22 protein-coding genes are annotated in these 22,113 nt (G+C 68.3%); 7 read left to right on the top strand and 15 right to left on the bottom strand.

Going from position 1 to position 22,113, the window contains the following annotated elements:
- Positions 1-30 precede the first annotated feature (30 nt).
- Positions 31-1,356 (top strand): DUF349 domain-containing protein, encoded by a 1,326-nt coding sequence (locus G528_RS0103345; protein WP_026917739.1) that lies wholly within the window; start codon positions 31-33, stop codon positions 1,354-1,356.
- Between the two features lie 67 nt (positions 1,357-1,423).
- On the opposite strand, the gene G528_RS16255 is transcribed toward G528_RS0103345, so the two are convergent.
- Positions 1,424-2,104: an Rv2732c family membrane protein gene (locus G528_RS16255; protein ID WP_051198234.1), complete on the bottom strand. Its 681-nt coding sequence runs from the start codon at positions 2,102-2,104 to the stop codon at positions 1,424-1,426.
- Complete coding sequence (miaB, locus tag G528_RS0103335) at positions 2,101-3,651, bottom strand: tRNA (N6-isopentenyl adenosine(37)-C2)-methylthiotransferase MiaB (RefSeq protein WP_026917738.1); 1,551 nt, start codon at positions 3,649-3,651, stop codon at positions 2,101-2,103. The genes G528_RS16255 and miaB overlap by 4 nt, the downstream gene beginning before the upstream one ends.
- Before the next feature lie 99 nt (positions 3,652-3,750).
- Here miaB and G528_RS0103330 point away from each other — a divergent pair, with 99 nt between their 5' ends.
- The 4 genes from G528_RS0103330 to G528_RS0103315 are packed head-to-tail and all read left to right on the top strand — an operon-like array spanning position 3,751 to position 7,091.
- The gene (locus G528_RS0103330; RefSeq protein WP_026917737.1) at positions 3,751-4,479 is read left to right on the top strand and encodes an amino acid ABC transporter ATP-binding protein; all 729 of its coding nucleotides are present in this window, start codon (positions 3,751-3,753) and stop codon (positions 4,477-4,479) included.
- A gap of 3 nt (positions 4,480-4,482) precedes the next feature.
- Positions 4,483-5,511 (top strand): glutamate ABC transporter substrate-binding protein, encoded by a 1,029-nt coding sequence (locus G528_RS0103325; protein WP_051198232.1) that lies wholly within the window; start codon positions 4,483-4,485, stop codon positions 5,509-5,511.
- Positions 5,512-6,195, top strand: a complete 684-nt coding sequence (locus tag G528_RS0103320) for an amino acid ABC transporter permease (protein WP_026917735.1) — start codon at positions 5,512-5,514, stop codon at positions 6,193-6,195.
- A complete protein-coding gene (locus tag G528_RS0103315; protein ID WP_026917734.1) occupies positions 6,192-7,091 on the top strand; it encodes an amino acid ABC transporter permease in 900 nt (299 codons plus the stop codon). Before G528_RS0103320 ends, G528_RS0103315 begins: the two co-directional genes overlap by 4 nt.
- Positions 7,092-7,148: 57 nt before the next feature.
- On the opposite strand, the gene G528_RS16250 is transcribed toward G528_RS0103315, so the two are convergent.
- From G528_RS16250 to pgsA, 7 genes are all read right to left on the bottom strand, one after another.
- A complete protein-coding gene (locus G528_RS16250) occupies positions 7,149-7,604 on the bottom strand; it encodes a regulatory protein RecX (protein WP_425402209.1) in 456 nt (151 codons plus the stop codon).
- A gap of 17 nt (positions 7,605-7,621) precedes the next feature.
- Complete coding sequence (gene recA / locus G528_RS0103300) at positions 7,622-8,665, bottom strand: recombinase RecA (RefSeq protein ID WP_026917733.1); 1,044 nt, start codon at positions 8,663-8,665, stop codon at positions 7,622-7,624.
- A 197-nt stretch (positions 8,666-8,862) separates the two neighbouring features.
- Positions 8,863-9,057, bottom strand: a complete 195-nt coding sequence (locus G528_RS0103295) for a DUF3046 domain-containing protein (RefSeq protein WP_026917732.1) — start codon at positions 9,055-9,057, stop codon at positions 8,863-8,865.
- 34 nt (positions 9,058-9,091) lie between these two features.
- Positions 9,092-10,264: a glycosyltransferase gene (locus G528_RS0103290; protein WP_035718800.1), complete on the bottom strand. Its 1,173-nt coding sequence runs from the start codon at positions 10,262-10,264 to the stop codon at positions 9,092-9,094.
- 8 nt (positions 10,265-10,272) lie between these two features.
- Positions 10,273-11,100 carry a PspA/IM30 family protein gene (locus G528_RS16245; protein ID WP_035718797.1) on the bottom strand — a complete coding sequence of 276 codons (828 nt, stop codon included), beginning with the start codon at positions 11,098-11,100 and terminating at the stop codon, positions 10,273-10,275.
- Positions 11,101-11,155: 55 nt separating this feature from the next.
- Positions 11,156-11,470 (bottom strand): helix-turn-helix domain-containing protein, encoded by a 315-nt coding sequence (locus tag G528_RS0103280; RefSeq protein WP_026917730.1) that lies wholly within the window; start codon positions 11,468-11,470, stop codon positions 11,156-11,158.
- Between the two features lie 58 nt (positions 11,471-11,528).
- Positions 11,529-12,143 carry a CDP-diacylglycerol--glycerol-3-phosphate 3-phosphatidyltransferase gene (gene pgsA, locus G528_RS16240; protein WP_084638033.1) on the bottom strand — a complete coding sequence of 205 codons (615 nt, stop codon included), beginning with the start codon at positions 12,141-12,143 and terminating at the stop codon, positions 11,529-11,531.
- A gap of 99 nt (positions 12,144-12,242) precedes the next feature.
- Here pgsA and G528_RS0103270 point away from each other — a divergent pair, with 99 nt between their 5' ends.
- Complete coding sequence (locus tag G528_RS0103270) at positions 12,243-12,776, top strand: amino-acid N-acetyltransferase (protein ID WP_026917729.1); 534 nt, start codon at positions 12,243-12,245, stop codon at positions 12,774-12,776.
- On the opposite strand, the gene G528_RS0103265 is transcribed toward G528_RS0103270, so the two are convergent.
- From G528_RS0103265 to thyX, 5 genes are all read right to left on the bottom strand, one after another.
- Positions 12,777-13,793 (bottom strand): TerC family protein, encoded by a 1,017-nt coding sequence (locus G528_RS0103265; RefSeq protein ID WP_026917728.1) that lies wholly within the window; start codon positions 13,791-13,793, stop codon positions 12,777-12,779.
- Positions 13,794-13,944: 151 nt separating this feature from the next.
- Positions 13,945-16,530, bottom strand: a complete 2,586-nt coding sequence (locus tag G528_RS0103260) for a DNA translocase FtsK (RefSeq protein WP_035718922.1) — start codon at positions 16,528-16,530, stop codon at positions 13,945-13,947.
- Between the two features lie 262 nt (positions 16,531-16,792).
- Positions 16,793-18,619: a ribonuclease J gene (locus tag G528_RS0103255; protein ID WP_026917726.1), complete on the bottom strand. Its 1,827-nt coding sequence runs from the start codon at positions 18,617-18,619 to the stop codon at positions 16,793-16,795.
- The gene (gene dapA / locus G528_RS0103250; protein ID WP_026917725.1) at positions 18,619-19,524 is read right to left on the bottom strand and encodes a 4-hydroxy-tetrahydrodipicolinate synthase; all 906 of its coding nucleotides are present in this window, start codon (positions 19,522-19,524) and stop codon (positions 18,619-18,621) included. Before dapA ends, G528_RS0103255 begins: the two co-directional genes overlap by 1 nt.
- A gap of 38 nt (positions 19,525-19,562) precedes the next feature.
- Positions 19,563-20,312, bottom strand: coding sequence for an FAD-dependent thymidylate synthase (gene thyX, locus G528_RS0103245; RefSeq protein ID WP_026917724.1), 750 nt, complete (start codon positions 20,310-20,312; stop codon positions 19,563-19,565).
- 179 nt (positions 20,313-20,491) lie between these two features.
- Between thyX and G528_RS16235 the strand changes: the two genes are divergently transcribed.
- Complete coding sequence (locus G528_RS16235) at positions 20,492-21,307, top strand: tyrosine-protein phosphatase (RefSeq protein ID WP_051198228.1); 816 nt, start codon at positions 20,492-20,494, stop codon at positions 21,305-21,307.
- On the opposite strand, the gene G528_RS0103235 is transcribed toward G528_RS16235, so the two are convergent.
- The gene (locus G528_RS0103235) at positions 21,294-22,058 is read right to left on the bottom strand and encodes an HAD-IIB family hydrolase (RefSeq protein ID WP_026917723.1); all 765 of its coding nucleotides are present in this window, start codon (positions 22,056-22,058) and stop codon (positions 21,294-21,296) included. The two genes, G528_RS16235 and G528_RS0103235, sit on opposite strands and share 14 nt — an antisense overlap.
- Positions 22,059-22,113: the final 55 nt, after the last annotated feature.

Here is a 22,113-nt window from a genome sequence, read left to right as displayed (position 1 = left end):
CGCGGCGAAGACGACGACGATGAGGTACCCATGACGAACTCGCCCGACACGCCCACTCCGAAGCCCGGGCCGAAGCCCGGGCCGCGTCCGGGCCCCGGGGCACCGATTCCCGCCGTCCCCGTCCACCCGGTGCCCATCGGCGATCCGCACGAATTCGGCCGGATCGACGCCGACGGAACGGTCTGGTGCCGAACGCGGGACGGCGAGCGCCAGGTGGGTTCCTGGCAGGCCGGGACCGTCGAGGAGGGACTGGCCCACTTCTCGCGGAAGTTCGCCGACATCGCCACCGAGGTCGAGATCCTCGAGGAGCGTCTCACGGCTCGATCCGGCGATCCCCGCAAGACGCAGACCGCGGCGGCCCAACTGCTCGAGGATCTGCCCACCGCCCCGGTCGTCGGTGATGTCGACGGGTTGGCCGCGCGGCTGGCCACGATCGTCGCGGGCGCCGACGACGTCGCCGAGGAGGTTCGCGAGCATCGGGAGAGCGAGCGCGCGGCGGCCGTCGCCCGCAAGGAGGTCCTCGCTGCGGAGGCCGAGGCCATCGGCGCCGAGAGCACCTCGTGGAAGGCCGGCGGCGATCGGCTGCGCGCGATTCTCGACGAGTGGAAGACCATCAAGGGCATCGACCGCAAGACCGATGACGTCCTGTGGCGTCGCTACTCGAAGGCACGGGACGCGTTCAACCGACGCCGCGGCGCGCATTTCGCCGAGCTCGACCGCGAACGCGCGGTGGCAAAGACCCGGAAGGAGGAGTTGATCGCCGAGGCCGAAGCGTTGCAGGACTCCACCGACTGGGGGCCGACTGCGGCCGCGTTTCGCGACCTGCTGAGCCGGTGGAAGGCCGTGGGCCGAGCGCCCCGGGACTCGGACGAGGCGCTGTGGCTGCGGTTCAAGGCGGCGCAGGACGTGTTCTTCCAGGCCCGCAATGCGGTGAACGCCGAGCGCGACGCCGAGTTCGCCGAGAACGGCAGAGCCAAATCCGCGCTGCTCGACGAGGCCGAGTCATCGATCGATCCGTCGTCGGACCTCGATGAGGCACGGCGGAGGTTCGGGCGGTTCCGCGAACGGTGGGACGAGATCGGCAAGGTCCCCCGCGATCAGATGAAGTCGCTCGAGCAGCGGGCGCGTGCCGTGGAGAAGCGTCTCCGCGACGCCGAGGACGCCGAGTGGTCACGGACCGATCCGGAGGCGCACGCCCGCGCGGCGCAGTTCACCGACCGCGCGGATCAGCTCGAGGAGCAGGCCGCCAAGGCCGAGGCCGCCGGTAAGGGCCGGGACGCCGTCGCATTGCGGGAACAGGCCGCGCAGTGGCGCGAGTGGGCGCAGGCGGCCCACACCGCCCTCACCGACCGCTGAGGCGTCTCGCCGGACTAGACCACTGAGGCGTCTCGCCGGACTAAACCGGTGAGGCGTCTCGCCGGGGTCAGTCGTCGCGGCCGGAGTCCGCGTCACGATCGGCGTCCGCGTCGCGACCGGTGTCGGGGGACGGCCGCTCGGCCGACGGAGAACCGGGCTGTCCCGGTGCGATCGGTCGCTGCAGCGACAACCCGAACGCCTCCCGCTGAGCGGCTTCCCGACGCCGTTCGTCCTCGATCGAGAGGTGGTAGCTGGTGCGGTCCCACACCGTTCGAGCCCAGTGGAAGGTCAGGAAGATCACCACGACCCAGCCGAGGATGAGGCCGACCGACGGGCCGGACGGCCGGACGAGCCCGTCGCCCACGCCCGCGGTGTTCCGGGTCCAGACGGCCAGCATGCCCGCCACGCTGGCGACGGCGCAGCCGGCGAGCGCGATCCAGGCGATCACCCAGCGACGGGTGATCAACGCCAGCCCCGAGAACCCGATCCCGAAGATCACCAGCAGGTACACGAAGATGCGGGAGGGCAGTTTGATCCGCTCGTCGACGGCGGTGTCGGAGTAGGTCAGGACGTCCAGACCGGTTGCCGATCCGGCGTGCGTCAGCACGATCGACAGCATCGCCACCAGAATGCCGACCGCGACCACCACGGCACGGGCGCCGGGGTCGATCTCGCCGGCCACCTTCTTCTCGGCCTTGCGAAGTTCCTTCTCGTACTCTCCGAAGGCCTTCATCTCGTCATCGGTCATGACCTGACTCCCGTTCCACATGCGCTGATCGGCTCGGGACTGGGGCGTGCTCCGATCGTCGGCATCCCGAGCCCGACGCCGACCGGCGGTGTGGTGGGCAGAACGCCCGCCTCGTACGCGTCGCCGGCACGGGTGCGACGGTGGGTCAGCACTCCGGAGTCGGCGATCAGATGGTGAGGTGCGGCGTCGGTGATCGCGACGGTCACGATGTCTCCCGGCCGGATTCCCGCGAGTTCGCCCGCCCGGAAGTGCACGAGGCGGCCGTCTCGTGCACGGCCCGTCGACCGCCCGGTCTCGGCCGATTTGCGCCCCTCTCCCACCGAGACGAGGAGTTCGGCCTCCGTCCCGATGAGGGCGCTGTTCTCCTGAAGACAGATCCGCTCCTGCAGGTCGACGAGGCGCTGGTACCTGTCGGCGACGACATCGGGCGGCACCTGATCGGGCATCGTCGCGGCCGGAGTCCCCGGCCGCGGCGAGTACTGGAACGTGAAGGCGCTCGAGAAGCGAGCGCGTTCGACGAGGTCGAGCGTGTCGGCGAAGTCCTCTTCCGTCTCGCCCGGGAAGCCGACGATGATGTCCGTGGTAATGGCGGCGTGCGGCATCGCTTCCCTCACCCGGTCGAGGATTCCCAGGAACTTCGACCGTCGATAGCTGCGCCGCATGGCCTTGAGAACGCGATCGGATCCCGACTGCAGCGGCATGTGCAGCTGCGGGCAGACGGCCGGGGTCTCGGCCATGGCCTCGATCACGTCGTCGGTGAACTCGGCCGGGTGCGGTGAGGTGAACCGGACGCGTTCGAGTCCGTCGATGGTCCCGCAGGCACGCAGGAGTTCGGCGAATGCACCGCGATTGCGCGGCGTCTCCGGATCGCCGAACGACATCCCGTAGGCGTTCACGTTCTGGCCGAGCAGGGTGACCTCCAGGACGCCCTGCTCGACGAGGGCTTGCACTTCGGCGAGCACATCGCCCGGACGCCGGTCGACCTCTTTGCCGCGCAGCGAAGGCACGATGCAGAAGGTGCAGGTGTTGTTGCACCCCACCGACACCGACACCCACCCCGCGTACGCGGAGTCGCGGCGTGCCGGGAGTGTCGAGGGGAACGCCTCGAGCGATTCGACGATCTCGACCTGCGCCTCACGGTTATGCCGTGCCCGTTCCAGGAGGACCGGGAGGGAGCCGATGTTGTGGGTGCCGAAGACGACATCGACCCACGGAGCTCGATCGAGGACGGCGTCCTTGTCCTTCTGCGCCAGACATCCGCCCACGGCGATCTGCATCCCGGGGCGCCGCTCCTTCTCCGGCACGAGTCGCGACAGGTTGCCGTACAGCTTGTTGTCGGCGTTCTCCCGGACCGCGCAGGTGTTGAAGACCACCAGGTCCGCGGCATCACCGTCAGACGCCGCCACGTAGCCGGCTTCCTCGAGGAGTCCGGCGATCCGCTCGGAGTCGTGGACGTTCATCTGACAGCCGAACGTCCGGACCGAGTAGGAGCGCGCGGACGTCGCCGGGTCGGCGACGGCGGTTTCACTGGGGGCCGAGGAAGTCACCACTCCAGGTTACGTCGAGGGGGAAATTGGCCGTAACCGCCCGCCGGTGCGCTCCATCACAACTACGTTGTAGCCATGACCGACACGTTTGTCACCCCGATGATCTCGATGCGGGATGTTCAGAAGCACTTCGGTGATCTCCACGTGCTTCGCGACGTCACTCTGGACGTGCCGCGCGGACAGGTCGTCGTGGTCCTGGGTCCGTCCGGTTCGGGGAAGTCCACCCTCTGCCGTACCATCAATCGACTCGAGCCGATCGACTCCGGCGAGATTCGCGTGGAGGGGGAACTGCTCCCCGAAGAGGGCCGTGACCTGGCACGACTCCGCGCCGATGTGGGGATGGTGTTCCAGTCGTTCAATCTCTTCTCACATAAGACGATCCTCGAGAACGTGATGCTCGGGCCACTGAAGGTCCGCAAGGACGACAAGGCGCAGGCACGGAAACGAGCAGTCGAACTCCTCGAGCGCGTGGGTGTCGGGAGTCAGCAGGACAAGTATCCCGCCCAACTGTCGGGCGGCCAGCAGCAGCGCGTGGCCATCGCCCGTTCGCTCGCGATGAATCCGAAGGTCCTCCTCTTCGACGAGCCGACCTCGGCGCTCGACCCGGAGATGGTCAGTGAAGTCCTCGACGTGATGGTCTCCCTGGCCAAGGAGGGCATGACGATGATCGTCGTCACCCACGAGATGGGCTTCGCCCGCAAGGCCGCCGACCGGATCATCTTCATGGCCGAGGGTCAGGTCGTCGAGGACACCGAGCCGGAACGCTTCTTCACCGAACCGGAGTCGGATCGCGCCAAAGACTTCCTGTCGAAGATCCTGGGGGGATGACCGATGCGGATCCATCACCGACGACGCCCTCGCCCGCAGTCCGGAACCCGGGCCGCATCCACCCTGGCGCTGATCGCCGTCCTCGGCGTCCTCGTCACGGCGCTCACCGCCTGCGGCAGCTCCGAACCGCGCAATCTGATCGACTCGATCCGCGCCGGGAAGGTGATCCTCGGCGCCAAATACGACCAGCCCGGGCTGGGCATGCAGGAGCCCGACGGCTCGGTCGTCGGATTCGACCCGATGGTCTCGGAGTTCGTCGTCAACCGCATCGCCGACTCCCTCGGCGTCGACCACCCCTCGATCACCTGGCGTGAGACCCCGTCACCGCAGCGCGAGACGCTGATCGCCAACGGCGAGGTCGACATGATCGCCGCCACGTACTCCATCAGTGAGGCGCGGCTCAAGAAGGTCGACTTCGCAGGGCCCTACCTGGTCACCTACCAGGGCCTCCTCGTCCGCAAGGACGACTCGACCCTGACCTCGCTCACCGACCTCAACGACGGCCGCCGCCTGTGCTCGGTGAGCGGCTCCACGTCGGCGCAGAACGTCAAGGCACAGCTGCCGGGCGTCCAGCTCCAGGAGTTCGACTCGTACTCGTCGTGCGTCGAGGCGCTGCGTCGCGACAAGGTCGACGCGTTGACCACCGATGAGACGATCCTCGCCGGTTACTCCGACCGCTACCCGGGCGAGTTCAAACTGGTCCCGATGACGTACTTCAAGGACGCATGCGTCTCCGGGTCGCTCAAGACCAAGGGGCAGCCCTTCTCCACCGAGTACTACGGGATCGGCATGGCCGAGAACTTCCCCGAAGCCGTCGAGAAGGTCGACGACGCGCTGCGAGCGATGTTCGTGACCCCACCCGGCGGGGAGTCACCGTGGACCCGGTACCTGCGCGAATCCGTCGGCGACGAGGTCGTCGACGAGTGGATCCGGCGTGCTGACACTCCCGGTTCCGGCTACAAGCTGATCCCGACGGTCGGCGACCAGTCCTTCGTCGACGCGAAGTCCACTCCCTGCGGAGGTGAGGAGTAGATGACCGAGCTCTGGGACAGCATGGGGCCGGCCCTGTGGCCCGCGTTCTGGCTGACCATCAAACTGACCTTCTACTCGGCGATCGGCTCCCTCGTCTGGGGTGTGCTGCTCGCGGCGATGAAGGTGTCCCCGGTGCCCGTGATGCGCTGGTTCGCGACGGTGTACGTCAACGTCGTCCGCAACACCCCGCTCACCCTGATCATCCTCTTCTGCTCGATCGGCCTGTATCAGAACCTCGGCCTCGCTCTGGCCCCCGACAGTTCGACGTTCATCGCCGACAACAACTTCCGACTCGCGGTCCTCGGTTTCGTCCTCTACACCGCGACGTTCGTGTGCGAGACGTTGCGCGCCGGGTTCAACACCGTCCCGATCGGCCAGGCCGAGGCGGCGCGATCGCTGGGTTTGTCGTTCTTCCAGGTTTTCGGCGTCATCGTCCTGCCGCAGGCGCTGCGCGCCGTGATCGCACCTCTCGGCTCGGTCCTCATCGCGCTGACGAAGAACACCACGATCGCATCGGTCATCGGTGTCGCCGAGGCATCCCTGCTGATGAAGACCGAGCTCGAATCGCACGGCGATCAGATCCTGGTGATCTTCGCGGTCATCGCGGTCGGCTTCATGGTCATCACCCTCGTGGAGGGCGCCGTCTTCGGCTGGGCGGCCAAGCGATGGGCGGTGAAGCGATGAGCGACGAGTCGACCGTCCTGTACGACGCGCCGGGACCTCGGGCACGGCTCCGGAACACCATCACGGCGGTGCTGTTCGTGGTCATCCTGGCTGCGGTCCTCGCCTACGTGATCACGATTCTGGCAGGTAACGACCAACTGACCGCGGAGAAGTGGAATCCGTTCACCAACTCGGGCACCTGGACGACCTGGCTGCTCCCGGGGCTCTGGGGGACGCTGAAGGCTGCTGTCGTCTCGATCGTCCTCGCGTTGATCCTCGGTGCCGTCCTCGGCATCGGCAGACTCTCCGAGCACCGGTGGGTCCGCCTCGTCTCGGGCTTCGTCGTCGAGGTGTTTCGTGCCATCCCGGTGCTGATCTTGATGTTCTTCGCGTACTTCCTGTTCGCGAAGTACGCGGTCGTTCCGTCGTCCCAGTTGTCGTTCGCCGCCGTGGTCTTCGGCCTGACTCTCTACAACGGATCGGTGATCGCCGAGATCCTGCGAGCCGGCATTCTCGCCGTCCCGCGCGGGCAGTCGGAGGCCGCACTGTCGGTGGGCCTGCGGAAATCTCAGATGATGCGGATGATCCTGCTCCCCCAGGCCGTCACCGCGATGCTTCCCGCGCTGATCTCGCAGATGGTCATCGCACTCAAGGACAGTGCCCTCGGATATGCGTTCGGATACGTGGAGGTGGTCCGGTCCGGAATCGTCTCGGCCTCGTACTGGGGCAACTACCTGCCCTCGCTGGTGGTCGTCGCGGTCATCATGATCGCGATCAACTTCTGCCTCACGGGCTTGGCGAACTACCTGGAGGGACGGCTGCGGGGCGGACGCCGTAAGACCGCGGCACCCGACCCGGACGTCGCCGAACTCGAGACGATGGAGAACGTCCCCGGGTTCACGCGGATCGGCGACTGACCGCGCGGGTGTCGGCCAGCTCCGCGTCGGTGTCGGCGAGCTCCGCGTCGGGGGCGTTCACGCCTCGCGCGCCTCGGCGAGCACCTCGCCGACGACCGACGTGATCATCTCGGGTGGGAAGCCCCGGCGGCCGAGAACGCCCGTCAACCGCCGATACGCCCGATTCCATTCGTCGCGGTCGCCCAACGCCTCGCCCCGCACCGCCAGCTTCTTGACCGCGATCTCCTGGGCGATCTCACGCTCGCGGTCCGGGTCGATCTGCGCGAGCGCTTCGCTGATCGTCTCGTCGTCGACACCCTTGGCGCGCAGTTCTCGCCGCAACGCCAGCCGCCCGCGCCCGGACCCGGCGTGACGCGCCCGCACCCAGTCCGCCGCGAACTGCTCGTCGTCGAGGAGATCCCACCGATCGAGCCGGTCGATCGTCGCCGACACCTCGTCGGGGCTGAACCCCTTCTGAGTCAACCTGTCCCGCATCTCCGCGCGGCTCCTGGCTCGGACTCCCAGGAGCCGCAGTGCGGAGTCCCACGGAGTCAGAAGTCGACCGGTTCCGGTGCCACGTCGTCCGCCGAGGCCGCCGGACGTCCGATACCCAGCTTGTCCTTGATCTTGCCCTCGATCTCATCGGCGACGTCGGGATTCGACAGCAGGAACTTCCGAGCGTTCTCCTTGCCCTGCCCGAGCTGGTCCCCCTCATAGGTGAACCACGACCCCGACTTGCGGATGAACCCCTCCTGGACGCCGAGGTCGATCAGGGAGCCCTCGCGGCTGATGCCATGCCCGTACAGGATGTCGAACTCCGCCTGCTTGAAAGGCGGCGCGACCTTGTTCTTGACGACCTTGACACGGGTGCGGTTGCCGACCGCGTCGGTTCCGTCCTTGAGGGTCTCGATACGGCGAACGTCCAAGCGCACCGACGAGTAGAACTTGAGGGCCTTACCGCCGGTGGTGGTCTCCGGCGACCCGAACATGACACCGATCTTCTCGCGGAGCTGGTTGATGAAGATCGCCGTGGTGTTCGAGTTGTTGAGGCCCGAGGTCATCTTCCGCAGCGCCTGGCTCATCAGTCGCGCCTGCAGCCCGACGTGGCTGTCGCCCATCTCACCCTCGATCTCGGCCTTCGGAACCAGCGCGGCGACGGAGTCGACCACGAGGATGTCGAGTGCTCCGGAGCGGATCAGCATGTCGGCGATCTCCAGCGCCTGCTCACCGGTGTCGGGCTGCGAGACGAGGAGCGCGTCGACGTCCACACCGAGCTTGGCTGCGTACTCGGGGTCGAGCGCGTGCTCGGCGTCGATGAACGCCGCGATACCGCCGTTGGCCTGTGCATTGGCGACCGCGTGCAGCGCCACCGTCGTCTTACCCGACGACTCCGGTCCGTACACCTCGACGATGCGGCCGCGCGGGAGACCGCCGATGCCCAGTGCGATGTCGAGCGCCACCGACCCGGTCGGGATGACCTCCATCGGCGGACGGGTGTCCTCACCCAGTCGCATGACCGAGCCCTTGCCGTAGTTCTTGTCGATCTGGGCCAACGCCAGATCCAGTGCCTTCTGCCGATCAGTTTCGGTTGCCATCGGTCTCTCCTCTGCGTGCTCTGAGCCTGTTGTCCTCGAATGCGGATGCTGCTCCACACACTAGAAGCGGGGTCGGACATTCTCGTCGGCGACGAGACCGGCTCGTTCATTCAATTGGACGCACCAGAGCGCGCTCCGGTTCCACGACCCAGCATAACGAACAGATGTTCGACACGACGTCGACACGCCGATGAAACTCACCAGCGGTTGCGCGGCACGTCGAACTCCCGACACAGGGCCAGCCACACGTCGCGCGGATCGACGCCGGCCTCGATGGCCTCGGCGCCGGTGCGTCCGTCCAACTCGACCAGCACGAAGTCGGCCAGGAGCGCATCGGCGCGCCGCCTGCCGAACTCGTCACCGGTGCGTTCCGCGAACTCCGTCAACCGCATGCGCCCATTCTCCACATCCCGAGAATCCGCCGCATCAGCCGACCGCCCGCGCGTGCACGCGTTCCAGCATCGCCACCGGATCCACCGTCTGCGCGGACGTCGCCGCGACGGAGCGCGCCGCAGCCGCGTACGACGGATCGTCGAGCACCGTCTCCACGGCGGCCCGCAGGGTCGCGGCGACCACCGGGCGAACCGCCACGCCGCAGCCGATGCGTGCCACGCGGCTCGCGAGTTCCCACTGGTCGCCGCCGCCCGGCACCGTCACCACCGGGACACCGGCGAGCAGCGTCTTGGCGAGCATGCCGTGCCCGGCACCGCAGATCACCAGATCGCTGTCGGCCACGACGTCGTCCTGACGTGCCGTCCCGGCGACGAGGCCCACGGGCGTATCCCCGTCCGGCGGCGGCGTCAATGCGGAGTACACCGCACGCAGCGGACGGGAACGCTGGAGTTCGGCGAGCACAGTCAGCGCTGTCCCGCCGAGCCCGCGCTCCCCCGTCTCCGCCGTCGACGGCGCCACGACGACCAGCGGACCGTCGCCCGCGGGTCGGTCGAAGACGACGTCGGTCGGCTCGAACAGGAGCGGCCCGACGAGGTGGGTGTCGGCGGGCCAGTCGGGACGATGCACCTCCAGGCCCGGGAGCGTCGCGACGAAGCGAGCCGACGGCGCCGGATCGCCGGACAGGCCGATGGCCGATCGTGCCCGTGCGCGCTGCCGGCGTCCCCGCATCACGGCAGGCAGGGATGCTCCGCGCAACACACGGTCGCGGAAGCGACCCGCCGCGCAGACGCCCGCATCGAGTCCGGCACCGATGGGAGGAAGCCCCGACGACTGCTCGTAGAGCGGGTGGGGCGACAATTCGATCCACGGAGTTCCGGTCAGTTCGGCCGCCCACCCTCCCGCGAGGGTGATGACGTCTCCGACCACCACGTCGATGCGGTCCGCCGTCAACAGCGGTGCGAGCTCGACCGCCATCCGTGCCGCCCGGACGCTGAGTTTGGCTCCCGCGTCCGCGTCGTCGTCTCCCGGGAGCGCGGCCAGCCCCGGAAGCTCCCGGACCTCGATGCCGCGCCGGGCCGCGGCCTCCGTCCACCGCGGTCCGGTGTAGACGACGACCCGGTGGCCTGCGTCGATGAGTTCGGCGGCCAAGCCGAGGGCCGGGAACGCGTGCCCGGCGTCCGAGCCCGCGACGACGGCCGCCGCCAGGCGGGGCGTCAGTTCTGTTCCGGAGACTGCTCCGGCCGCACCGCCGGCGCCGACGTCGAATCGGTCCCCGCCGTCCCCTGTCCCGCTGCCGTGCCCTGTCCCGCCTCCAGCGCGCCGCCGTTCATGCTCGCGCGAATCTGCTCGAGGCGCGCGTGCCCGGCCATCTGCACACCGGCGGCCTCCACTTCGGCCATCCGACCGTGCACGGAGCCCTTGGCGAGTTCCGCCGACCCCAGAGCGTTCGCGTAGCGACGCTCGATCTTGTCGCGGACCTGGTCGAGACTGGGCGTGTTGCCCGGAGCCGACAGCTCACTCATCTGGTTCAACGACGAGCTGACCTGTTCCTGCATCTTGGCCTGCTCGAGCTGGCTCAGCAGTTTGGAACGCTCGGTCAGCTTCTGCTGGAGGGTCATCGCATTGCGTTCGACGGCCTGCTTGGCCTGAGCCGCCGCACCGAGCGACTGGTCGTGCAGCACCTTGAGGTCCTCGACGTTCTGTTCCGCCGTGACCAGCTGTGCAGCGAAGGCCTCGGCGGCGTTGGTGTACTCGGCCGCCTTCGCGGTATCGCCCGCGGCCGCGGCCTGATCGGCCAGGGTGAGGGCCTGGCGGGCGTTGCCCTGCAGCTTCTCGATCTCCTCGAGTTGCCGGTTCAACCGCATCTCGAGCTGACGCTGGTTGCCGATCACCGCGGCGGCCTGCTGCGAGAGCGCCTGGTGCTGGCGCTGCGCGTCTTCGATCGCCTGTTGGATCTGGACCTTCGGATCGGCGTGCTCGTCGATCTTCGCGTTCCCCAGAGCCATCATGTAGTTCCAGAACTTCACAAAGGGATTGGCCATCGGTCTTCGGTACTCCTCGTCGGGAACTGTCAGTCGGCGTGGTCGGGCGGCGCGGTCAGGCGGCCGCGAGTGCGGCGCGGACTTGGTCGGTGCCGCCATCGGTGGGGACGACCTCCAGAACGCCGTCGGACGCCTCGACGGGGCTCAGCACGCCCGCCACCTGGAAGAGGACTTCGCCGATGGGAACGTCGAGGGCCTCGCAGATCGACGCCAGCAACTCACTGGACGCCTCCTTCTGCCCGCGTTCCACCTCGGACAGGTAGCCGAGCGACACTCTCGCACCAGTCGAGATGTCGCGCAGCGTCCGTCCTTGATCTGTGCGTACGCGCCGTAGTTGGTCGCCGATCGCTTCACGCAACAGCAGTGTCACGCGCTGCCCTCCTCACGCTGTCGTCGCCTTCGCCGTCCCCGGCCGAGCCGAGTCTCCATCACACGCCCGTGTCGTCGACACTAGCCGAATTTCCCATCGTCCGCCGCCGGCTGCCGCGCCGAAGAACCAACGCCCGCACCACGTAATCGACGCCGGTCACCAGCGTCGCCACCAGGGCCGCCGCCATCACGACCCACGCGAACACCAACCAGGGACCGCCGAGCGGCAGGACGAACAGTCCGATCGCGACCGACTGCAGGAGGGTCTTGAGCTTGCCGCCGCGGCTGGCGGGGATCACACCGTAGCGGAGTACCCAGAAGCGCAGGAGCGTCACCCCGATCTCGCGGATGAGGATCACGGCCGTCACCCACCACGGGAGATGTCCGAGAACGCTCAGTCCGAGGAGCGCTGCACCGATGAGGGCCTTATCGGCGATCGGGTCGGCCATCTTGCCGAAGTCGGTGACCAGATCCATCGCGCGTGCGAGTCTGCCGTCGAGCTGATCGGTGAAGGCCGCGATCGCGAAGATCGCGAACGCCGCGATCCGCCACCCGACCGCGTCGCCGCCGTCGACGAAGAGCACGACCACGAACACCGGCACCAGCACGATGCGAAAGATGGTCAGCGCGTTCGCGATGTTCACCACGGGGGCGGCCGCGGCGTCATCGCGCATCACCCGGCGCAGTGGCTCACTCACGCCGCTAAGCCTAACGTCCCGCGTTTCGGGGACCGTCGCCGGGCGCACCGACACCTGGGACTATCCTCTGCAGACATGGCGACGCAGCAGACGAGCACCCCGGCCGAGCCGTCCGGCGAGCTCGTCGTCCGCCGCGCACGCACGTCGGACGTCCCGCGCATCAAGGAACTGATCGACGTCTACGCGGGCAAGATCCTGCTCGAGAAGAACCTGGTGACGCTGTACGAGGCGATTCAGGAGTTCTGGGTGGGAGAAGTCGACGGCCACGTGGTCGGTTGCGGCGCCCTCCACGTGATGTGGTCCGATCTCGGCGAGGTTCGCACCGTCGCCGTCGACACCGGTCACGCCGGCCGCGGTGTCGGACACCACATCGTCGACCGGTTGATGGACGTCGCGCGCGACCTCGAACTCGACCGAGTCTTCGTGTTGACCTTCGAGACCGAGTTCTTCCGGCGCCACGGATTCGTCGAGATCGACGGGACCCCGGTCTCACGCGAGGTGTTCGAGGAGATGTGCCGGTCGTACGACACCGGTGTCGCCGAATTCCTCGACCTGAGCTTCGTCAAACCCAATACGCTCGGCAACACCCGGATGCTGGCGCACCTCTGATCACCGTTCGCGGCCGGAAGGTCGTCCGGCACGATCGGCCGACCGTGCGCGTCGCGCGCTGACGACCAGGCTCGCCACCGTCGTCACCACCAGCGTTCCGCCGATCACCATGAGCGAGACGCCCGTCGAGACCTCCGGCACCGCCACCGACGCACCGCCGTTGACGAAGGACAGGGTGTTCTCGTGCAAGGCGTGCAGCACGAGCTTCACACCGATGAATCCCAGGATCAGCGCGAGTCCGTACGACAGATAGATGAGCTTGTCGAGCAGTCCGCCGAGCAGGAAGTAGAGCTGCCGCAGCCCCATGAGCGCGAAGGCGTTCGCGGTGAACACGAGATACGGCTCGGACGTCAGGCCGTAGATCGCCGGGATCGAGTCGAGCGCGAACAGGACGTCGGTGAATCCGATGACGACGAGCACCACGAGCAGGGGCGTCGCCAGGAGCGGACCGTCACGCCGGGTGAACAGCCGGTCGCCGTCGTAGTCGTCGGACGTCCGCAGCACGCGCTTGGCGGCCCGTTCGATCCGGCCCTCCCGCTTCACGGCCGGTTCGGACTCCTGGCCGCCCTCGCCGAGGAGTTTCACGGCGGTCACCAGCAGGAAGGCGCCGAACAGATAGAAGACCCAGCTGTAGGCGTCGATGGCGGCCGCCCCGAGCCCGATGAACACGCCGCGCAGCACCAGTGCCATCACGATGCCCAGCAGGAGCACCTTCTGCTGGTACACGCGCGGTACGGAGAACTTCGCGAGGATCACCACGAACACGAAGAGGTTGTCGACCGACAGTGCCTTCTCGGTCACGTAACCGGCGAAGTACTCCCCGGCGAACGTCGATCCCCACTGCCACCACACGACGCCGCCGAAGGCGAGCGCGATCGCGATGTAGACCGCCGACCACAGTCCGGACTCCTGCAGGGTCGGTGTGTGCGGCGTCCGCACATGGGCGTAGAAGTCGAAGACGAACAGACCCAGGATCACCACGACGGTGATCAACCAGATCGTGACGGAGACGTGCACGATTTTCCTCCAGCACAGCATTGACGCGTGATGCTGAAGGTCTCTCCCACCGGCGGTGCGCCGGCAGCGGGTCCGGGTCGCGCCGTCGGGGCTCGACCGTACTGACGGACGTCGCTCTCGAGCCGGGGATACTCCCCTCCAAGATCGTCCGTCAGTCTACCGCTTCGCCCCCGAAGTCGCCGACGTCGCCGGTGATCCGCGCGATGACGCCGGCGAGGTCCTCGGGTTTCACCAGCACCTCCCGCGCCTTGGATCCCTCGCTGGGACCGACGATCTCGCGGGTCTCCATGAGATCCATGAGGCGGCCGGCCTTGGCGAAACCGACGCGCAGCTTGCGCTGCAGCATCGAGGTCGATCCGAACTGACTCGACACGACCAGTTCGATGGCCTGGAGCAGATCGTCGAGGTCGTTGCCGATGTCGGCGTCGATCTCCTTCTTATCGCCGCCCTTGGCCGTCGTGACGCCCTCGGCGTAGTCCGGCTCGGACTGCTCGCGGGTGTACTCCACCACCGCCGAGATCTCCTCGTCGGTGATGAATGCGCCCTGCATGCGGATGGGTTTGTTCGCCCCCATCGGCAGGAACAGCCCGTCGCCCATGCCGATGAGCTTCTCGGCACCCGGCTGGTCGAGGATGACTCGCGAGTCGGTGAGCGAACTCGTCGCGAACGCGAGACGGGAGGGAACGTTGGTCTTGATCAGACCGGTGACCACGTCGACCGACGGCCGCTGGGTGGCCAGCACGAGGTGGATTCCAGCCGCTCGCGCCTTCTGCGTGATCCGGACGATCGCGTCCTCGACGTCACGCGGCGCGGTCATCATCAGATCGGCGAGCTCGTCGACGATCGCGACGATGTAGGGGTACGGCTTGTACTCGCGCTCCGAGCCCAGCGGCGTGGTGATCTCGCCGGAGCGGACCTTCGCGTTGAAATCGTTGATGTGCCGTACGCGGGACGCCTTCATGTCCTGGTACCGCTGTTCCATCTCCTCGACCAGCCAGGCCAACGCCGCGGCGGCCTTCTTCGGCTCGGTGATGATGGGGGTGATCAGGTGCGGTATGCCCTCGTACGGGGTCAGCTCGACCATCTTCGGGTCGACGAGGATCAACCGGACATCTTCGGGCGTCGCGCGGGTCAGCAGGGAGACGAGCATCGAGTTGACGAAGCTCGACTTGCCCGAACCGGTCGATCCGGCGACCAGCAGGTGGGGCATCTTCGACAGGTCGGCGCTGACGAAGTCGCCCTCGATGTCCTTGCCGAGACCGATGACCAGCGGGTGCTTCTCCTTGCGGGTCGACGGCGCGTTGAGCACGTCGGCCAACCGGACCATCTCCCGGTCGGAGTTCGGCACCTCGATGCCGACCGCGGACTTGCCCGGAATCGGCGCCAGCAGGCGAACGTTGTCGGTGGCCACCGCGTAGGCGATGTTCCGTTGCAGCTGGGTGATCTTCTCGACCTTGACCGCGGGGCCGAGTTCCACCTCGTAACGGGTCACCGTGGGACCGCGGGTGTAGCCGGTGACCGCCGCGTCGATCTTGAACTGTTCGAGAACGCTGTTGATCCGTTCGATCATGTCGTCGTTGGCGGACGTCCCGAGTTTGGCGGGTTCGCCCTGGATCAGCAGGTCGCCGGGCGGAAGCTGGTAGTCGCCCTCTGCGGGCTGGTCGACGAACGATCGCGGTGGCGCCGCCGGCGGCGCCGACCGGCGCCGACCGGCGCGGGACGGTGGTTCCGGTGCCGCGGCGACCGGCCCCAGATCGCGGGTGGGGTTGTCGTCGACGAGGCCGGCGGCGCTCGGAGCGTCGGGCACCAGCGGCTCGGTGATCAGGTCCGGCATCTGCGCATCACGTCGCTGGCCGGCCGTCTGTCCGCTGCCGCGCGCGGGACGCCGTGCCGACCCCCGGGGACGACGACGCTCGTCGGGCGGGTAGTTGGTGTACGGGTCGCCGTAGCCGGCATCGTTGTCGCCCGCGGTCGAGTTCGCGTCGGGCCCGTCCGGGAGGTAGCCGTCACCGCCGGCGCCGTCACTGCCGGCGCCGGCGTCCCATTCGTTCTCGTCCCACTCGTTCTCGTCCCAGTTCTCGGCGTCCCAGTTCTCGGCGTCCCAGTTCTCGGCGTCCCAGTTCTCGGCGTCCCAGTCCTCGGCGTCCGGGTCGTAGCCGTCCCACGCGCGGCCGAGTCCGAGGTACGACGCCGACGCCGCGGTGACGTCGCCGACGGTGCGACCGCTGAACGCGAGCACGCCGAACGCCCCGAGCAGCAGGAACAGGGGGACGGTCACCCAGACGGTCAGCGCATCGGTGGCCGGCGACCCCAGCACGTAACCGAGGTATCCGGCGGCGTCGGCCCGCCCGTCGTACTCGGTGGGCGCACCGCCCACGAGGTGGCCCAGGCCGAGCGTCGCGACACCGAGCAGGATCGACCCGCCGACGTTCCGCAGGCGCCTGTCCGGGTTGGCGGGGAATCGCATCACCATCACGGCGGCGGCGAGCAGAACGATCGGCAGCGCATACGACACCGCGCCGAACCCGGCACGGACGAGGGTGTCGATGAAGGCGCCGACCGGACCCAGCGCCCGGAACCACACACCGACCACGATCACGGCTGCCACGAGGGACAGCGCCAGTCCGATGCCGTCGCGCGCTGCGACGACGGGCTCCTCGCGACGCGCCCCCGCGCGGGCGGCGCCGCCGAGACCGCGCGCGGCCAGCTTCCAGCCGCCGGCCACGGCGCGACCGATCCCCGACCCCGAGGCGGGTGGGCGATGCAGATCCTGCGACGCCGTGGAGGGGCGCCGCGACTGCTGCCGGGCACCCTGCGGTCGGGCCGTCTGCCGGGTGCCCTGGGAGCGCGCGGGGCGACCTTTCGCGGCGGTCTGGCCGGAGCCTCGGGCTCGAGACGCCGACTGCCTACGCGTGGATGCATTGGAAGCCATGGCCACCAGCTTAGTGCCCACTGACCACAAGAGCCCCACCGGCAACACGGGTCAGGTCACGGTTGTGTCACTTTCGTGACGTTTCGGTCGCCTCACCGCCGACGGCGATGACGGTCGGAACGATCATCGGCCTGCGGCGATACACCTCGCCGACCCACCGACCGACCGCTCGCCGCACCCCCTGGGCGATCCGGTGGGTGTCGGTGACCCCCTCGTTCGCCAACTCGATCAACGCCTTGTCGACCAGTTCCGCGGCATCCGCGAGAGCACCCGGATCGTCCGAGAATCCCCGACCCGACACGGTCGGCCTGCTCACCGCCCGCCCCGTCCCGGCATCGATGGCCACCGAGATCGAGATGAAGCCGCCCTCCCCCAGCACCAACCGATCCGAGAGCGTCGACTCGCCGACATCGCCGACCGACAACCCGTCGACGTAGACGTAACCGACGGGAATCCGGCCGGTGATCTGCGCCCGACCGTCGACGAGATCGACGATGACACCGTCCTCCGCCAGGACGATGCGATCGGCGGGAACTCCGGTCGCCTCGGCCAACGCGGCATTGGCTCGCAGGTGGCGCCACTCTCCGTGCACCGGCATCGCATTAGACGGCCGCACCGCGTTGTAGAGGTACAGCAGCTCGCCGGCCGATGCGTGCCCGGACACGTGCACCTTGGCGCTGGCCTGCGTGATGACCGTCGCCCCACGCTTCGCCAAACCGTTGACCACGGTGAACACCGAGTTCTCGTTGCCGGGGATCAACGACGAGGCCAAGACGACGAGATCGTCGGCACGGATGTTGATCTGCCGGTGCTCGCCGCGCGCCATCCGTGAGAGCGCCGAGAGGGGCTCGCCCTGCGACCCGGTGGAGATGAGGACGAGGCGATCGTCCGGCAGCGTCGCGGCCGTGTCGAGGTCGACCACGACCCCCTCCGGCACCGAGAGGTAACCCAGCTCTTGAGCGATCTGCATGTTGCGGACCATCGATCGGCCGACGAACGTCACCCGGCGCCCGTATCGGTACGCCACATCGACGATCTGCTGGATCCGATGCACGTGGCTCGCGAACGACGCGACGATCACGCGCTGGCGGGCCTTGCCGATCACGGTGTCGAGCACACCGCCGATCTCCCGTTCGGGCGTCACGAAACCGGGGACCTCGGCGTTCGTCGAATCGACGAGGAACAGATCCACGCCCTCGTCGCCGAGTCGGCTGAATCCCGCGAGGTCGGTGAGCCGGTTGTCGAGGGGCAGCTGGTCGAGTTTGATGTCGCCCGTGTGCAGCACCGTCCCCGCCGGCGTGCGGATCGCCACCGCGAGGGCGTCGGGAATCGAGTGGTTCACCGCGAAGAACTCGCAGTCGAAACCCCCGTACTCCTGTCGATCGCCCTCGGCGACCTGGACCAGGCGCGGCCGCAGCCGGTGCTCCCGGCACTTGGCGGCCACCAGCGCGAGGGTGAAACGGGAGCCGACGATCGGGATGTCCCGCCGCAGCTTGAGCAGGAAGGGAACAGCCCCGATGTGGTCCTCGTGCCCGTGGGTCAGCACGACGGCCTCGATGTCGTCCACCCGGTCCTCGATATAGCTGAAGTCCGGAAGGATCAGGTCGACGCCGGGCTGCGCATCCTCGGGGAACAGCACACCGCAGTCGACGATGAGCAGCTTGCCCGCGTATTCGAAGACGGTCATGTTGCGGCCGATCTCGCCGATGCCGCCGAGGGCGACGACGCGCAGCCCGCCCTTGGGCAGCCGCGGCGGGGCGGGCAGTCGGTCGATCACATCGCCGGTGACACCCGAGCCGGTGGCTGCGGACGTCGACGCCTCGCTCTTCTTGTTCGCCGGCGGTCCCGCCTTCCGCGACGACCGACGTCGACGCTGGGACTTCTCACCACTCATCAGGAGATCACCTCCGCGGTGCGCAGATCACCGATCAGCGCTTCGATCTGGGCAGGGTCGGCGGCCACCTGGGGAAGACGTGGATCGCCCACATCCATCCCGATGATCCGCAGTGCGGTCTTCACCATCGTCACGCCGCCGAGGCGCCCCATGGCGTCCACCAGCGGCGACATCGAATCGTTCAGGCGACGCGCGGCCTGCATGTCGCCGGCTGCCACCGCATCACGCATGGCGCGCAGGCGGTCCGGGACGAGGTGGCCGATCACGCTGACGAACCCGCTCGCCCCGACCGACAACCACGGCAGGTTGAGAGCGTCCTCCCCGGACAGGAACTCCACGTCGGTCGCGGCCATGATCTTCGCGCCGGCGTGCAGATCGCCCTTCGCATCCTTGACCGCCCGGATGTTCGGGTGCTGCGCGAGAGAGATGATCGTGTCGGTCTCGACGGCGATCACCGAGCGCGGCGGGATGTCGTAGAGCATCACCGGAAGATCGGTCGCGTCGGCGATGGCACGGAAGTGTGCGAGCACGCCCCGCTGCGGCGGCTTGCTGTAGTAGGGACTCACCAGGAGCAGCCCGTCGGCCCCGATCTCGGCGGCCTCGCGGGCGCGCCGCACCGATTCGGCCGTGTCGTAACTCCCCGCACCGTGGATCACCTTGGCCCGGTCGCCGACCGCGTCCAACGTGGTGCGCAGCAGATCGTTCTTCTCGGGCACGGTGGTGGTCGGCGACTCCCCGGTGGTCCCGTTGACGACCAGCGCGTCGCATCCGTTGTCGACGAGGTGCGCGGCGAGCTCTGCGGCCCGCCCGAGATCGATCTCCCCCTCCGGCGTGAAGGGAGTCACCATTGCCACCGACACCGTCCCGAAGGGGTGCTCCGCGCGTCTCGCGCCTGCCGATTCCATGCCGCTCAGGCTACCCGCCGGAACGCCTGCCGAAACGGTCAGCCCTCGAAGACGAACGGTGATGTCGCGACCTCGGTGCCGTCGGAGAGCTCACCGATCTCGAAGTCGCCGAACGCCGTCGGCGCGGCATCGCGAAGCTGTCGCAGGCACTCGACGGCCAGCTGGCGGATCTCGACATCGGCGTGTTCGGTGGCCCGCATCCCGATGAAGTGACGCCACGCCCGGTAGTTGCCGGTCACGACGATCCGCGTCTCGGTGGCGTTCGGGAGCACGGACCGCGCCGCCTGGCGCGCCTGTTTGTGCCGCAGGATCGCGTTGGGCACGTCGGAGAACTTCGCCTCCAGCTCCGCGAGGAGCTCACTGTAGGCCTCGCGGGACGCGTCCGTGGCCCGGATGAACAGCTCCTCGAGCCGGGCGTCACCCCGGATGGCGGGCGGCGCCACCACGTTGGAGTCGTGTTCGGGCACGAATCGCTGCGAGAGCTGCGAGTACGAGAAGTGGCGGTGCCGGATCAGCTCGTGGGTGCACGACCGCGAGATCCCCGTGATGTAAAAGGTGCACGTCGCGTGCTCGAACAACGACGTGTGACCGACCTCCAGCACATGCCGCAGGTAGCCGTCGTTCGTCGCCGTCCGCGGGTTCGGCTTGTGCCAGCTCTCGTAGCAGGCGCGCCCCGCGAACTCGATGAGCGCTTCGCCCCCGTCGGCGTCGGTCTCCCACTCCACGTCGGGCGCGGCGAACCGGGTGGCCGCGACCAGCTGCACTCGAAGGGGCACCAGTTCCGACATTCGTCCTCCGCCTCGTTCACGTCGCCCCCGTCACAGTCGGTAGACTGCCGGGTCATTGGATCGTCCCTGGTCATTGTCCCCCAGGGAGAAAAGCCGCGATGAGCGCACCCCCGGGGACCGCCCCCGGCCCGTGACCCGGGGACCGCCCCCGGTCCGTGACACACCGAGGAGAACACCCGATGACCGCATCCCGTCGCCGCCGCCCGGGCCTCGCCGCACTGATCGCCTCCGCCGGTCTCGTCGTCGGCTCACCGGCCCTCGCCCCCACAGTGCTGCCCACCACCGTCGGCATCGCCGACGCGGCCCCCGACAGTGGACGGTCCGCCGCGCCGGCACCCGCACGCATCGCGCTCGACGGCACGTCCAATGCGCGTACGTTCTCGAATTACACGACGGCCGACGGTCGGGCCGTCTCCGGCGCCGTCATCCGGTCGGCGGATCTGCAGAACTTGACCGCACGCGGCGTGCGAACGCTCCGGCAACGGGATGTCGCGACCATCATCGACCTGCGCACCGACGTGGAGCGGATGCTGAAGCCCAACCGTGCGGTCCCCGGAGCCACGACCGTGGTCGCGGACGTCATGGCGCTCGCTCCACTGGCGGGATCGGCCGACTTCCCCGGCATGTACCGCACGTTCGTCGACAATCCCGGTGCCCGCCGCGCCTACGGCACCATGCTCGCCTCGGTGCTGCGCACCGTCGAGTCCGGTCACGGCGTCCTCATCCACTGCAGCGCGGGCCGCGATCGCACGGGGTGGGCCTCCGCGGTGATCCTTCGGGCCGTCGGCGTCGACATGTCCGTCATCGAGGCCGACTTCACGGCCGGGCGGACCGGCGTCGACGTCCGATGGCTGCGCGGCGCGTTCGCGCATGCGCGGACGCTCTACGGCAGCTTCGACCGCTACCTCACCGAGGGGCTCGGCTTCTCCGCCGACCAGCGTCAGCGGCTGCGGACCGCGTTGACGGCCCAGGACGGTCCCGTCACCCGCGGATGACGGCGCCGAGTTTCGCGTAGGTGTCCTCCCACCCGTGGACCGCGATCGAGTCGATGCCGAGATCGGCGATCGGACGGTCGTTGCCGCCCTCGTCGAGCCGGTCCCCGAAGAACAGGATGTCGTCGACCCCGAGGTCGAGGATCTCCATGAGGCGCCGCGCGCCGAAGGCCTTGTCGATGCCCTTGGCGGTGATGTCGACCGAGGTCGACCCGCCGCTGCGGACCTCGAGGTCGGGCAGACGGTCGGCGGCATAGGCGCGCAACGACTCCTTCTTGCGTCCGTCGGGGTCCCATGCGGCCTTCTCGTCGACCGGCGCGGACTGGCCGAGCGCAGAGAACGTCACCTGACTGCCGCGGTCCTCGAGGATCGGTCCCCACGTCTGCTGCTCCCACAGACCGAGTTCGCGGGCACCGGTTTCGACGACCGACATGGCGCGCGCCTTCTGATCGTCGGACAGATCCTCGGCGTAGACCGTGTCCCACGACCGGCCGCCCCACCGGATGTACCGGGTCCCGTTGGTCGGCATCAGGTGCAGGTTTCCGCGATCGGGGAAGTCGCCGAGACGATCGAGGACCTGCGACTGGAACTGTCCGTACTGTCCGCCGGAGATGATGCAGCCGAGACTGCCCTGCAACAGTTCGCGGAACAGCGACACCATGTCGTCGCTCATCGGTGTCTTCGACGGCGCGAGCGTGTCGTCGAGATCGAACATGACGAGGCGATAGGTCTTGCCGTTGTGCGTGACGGACACGTGAACCCTTCCTTCGGTGTGCGGCCCGAAGTGTAGCCCGACCACGGAGTTCGCG

The sequence above is a fragment of the Gordonia shandongensis DSM 45094 genome (assembly GCF_000423025.1).
In the GTDB taxonomy this organism is placed as follows: domain Bacteria; phylum Actinomycetota; class Actinomycetes; order Mycobacteriales; family Mycobacteriaceae; genus Gordonia; species Gordonia shandongensis.
Note: the sequence above shows the minus strand (reverse complement) of the source record. Positions and strands in the feature narration are given on the sequence as shown.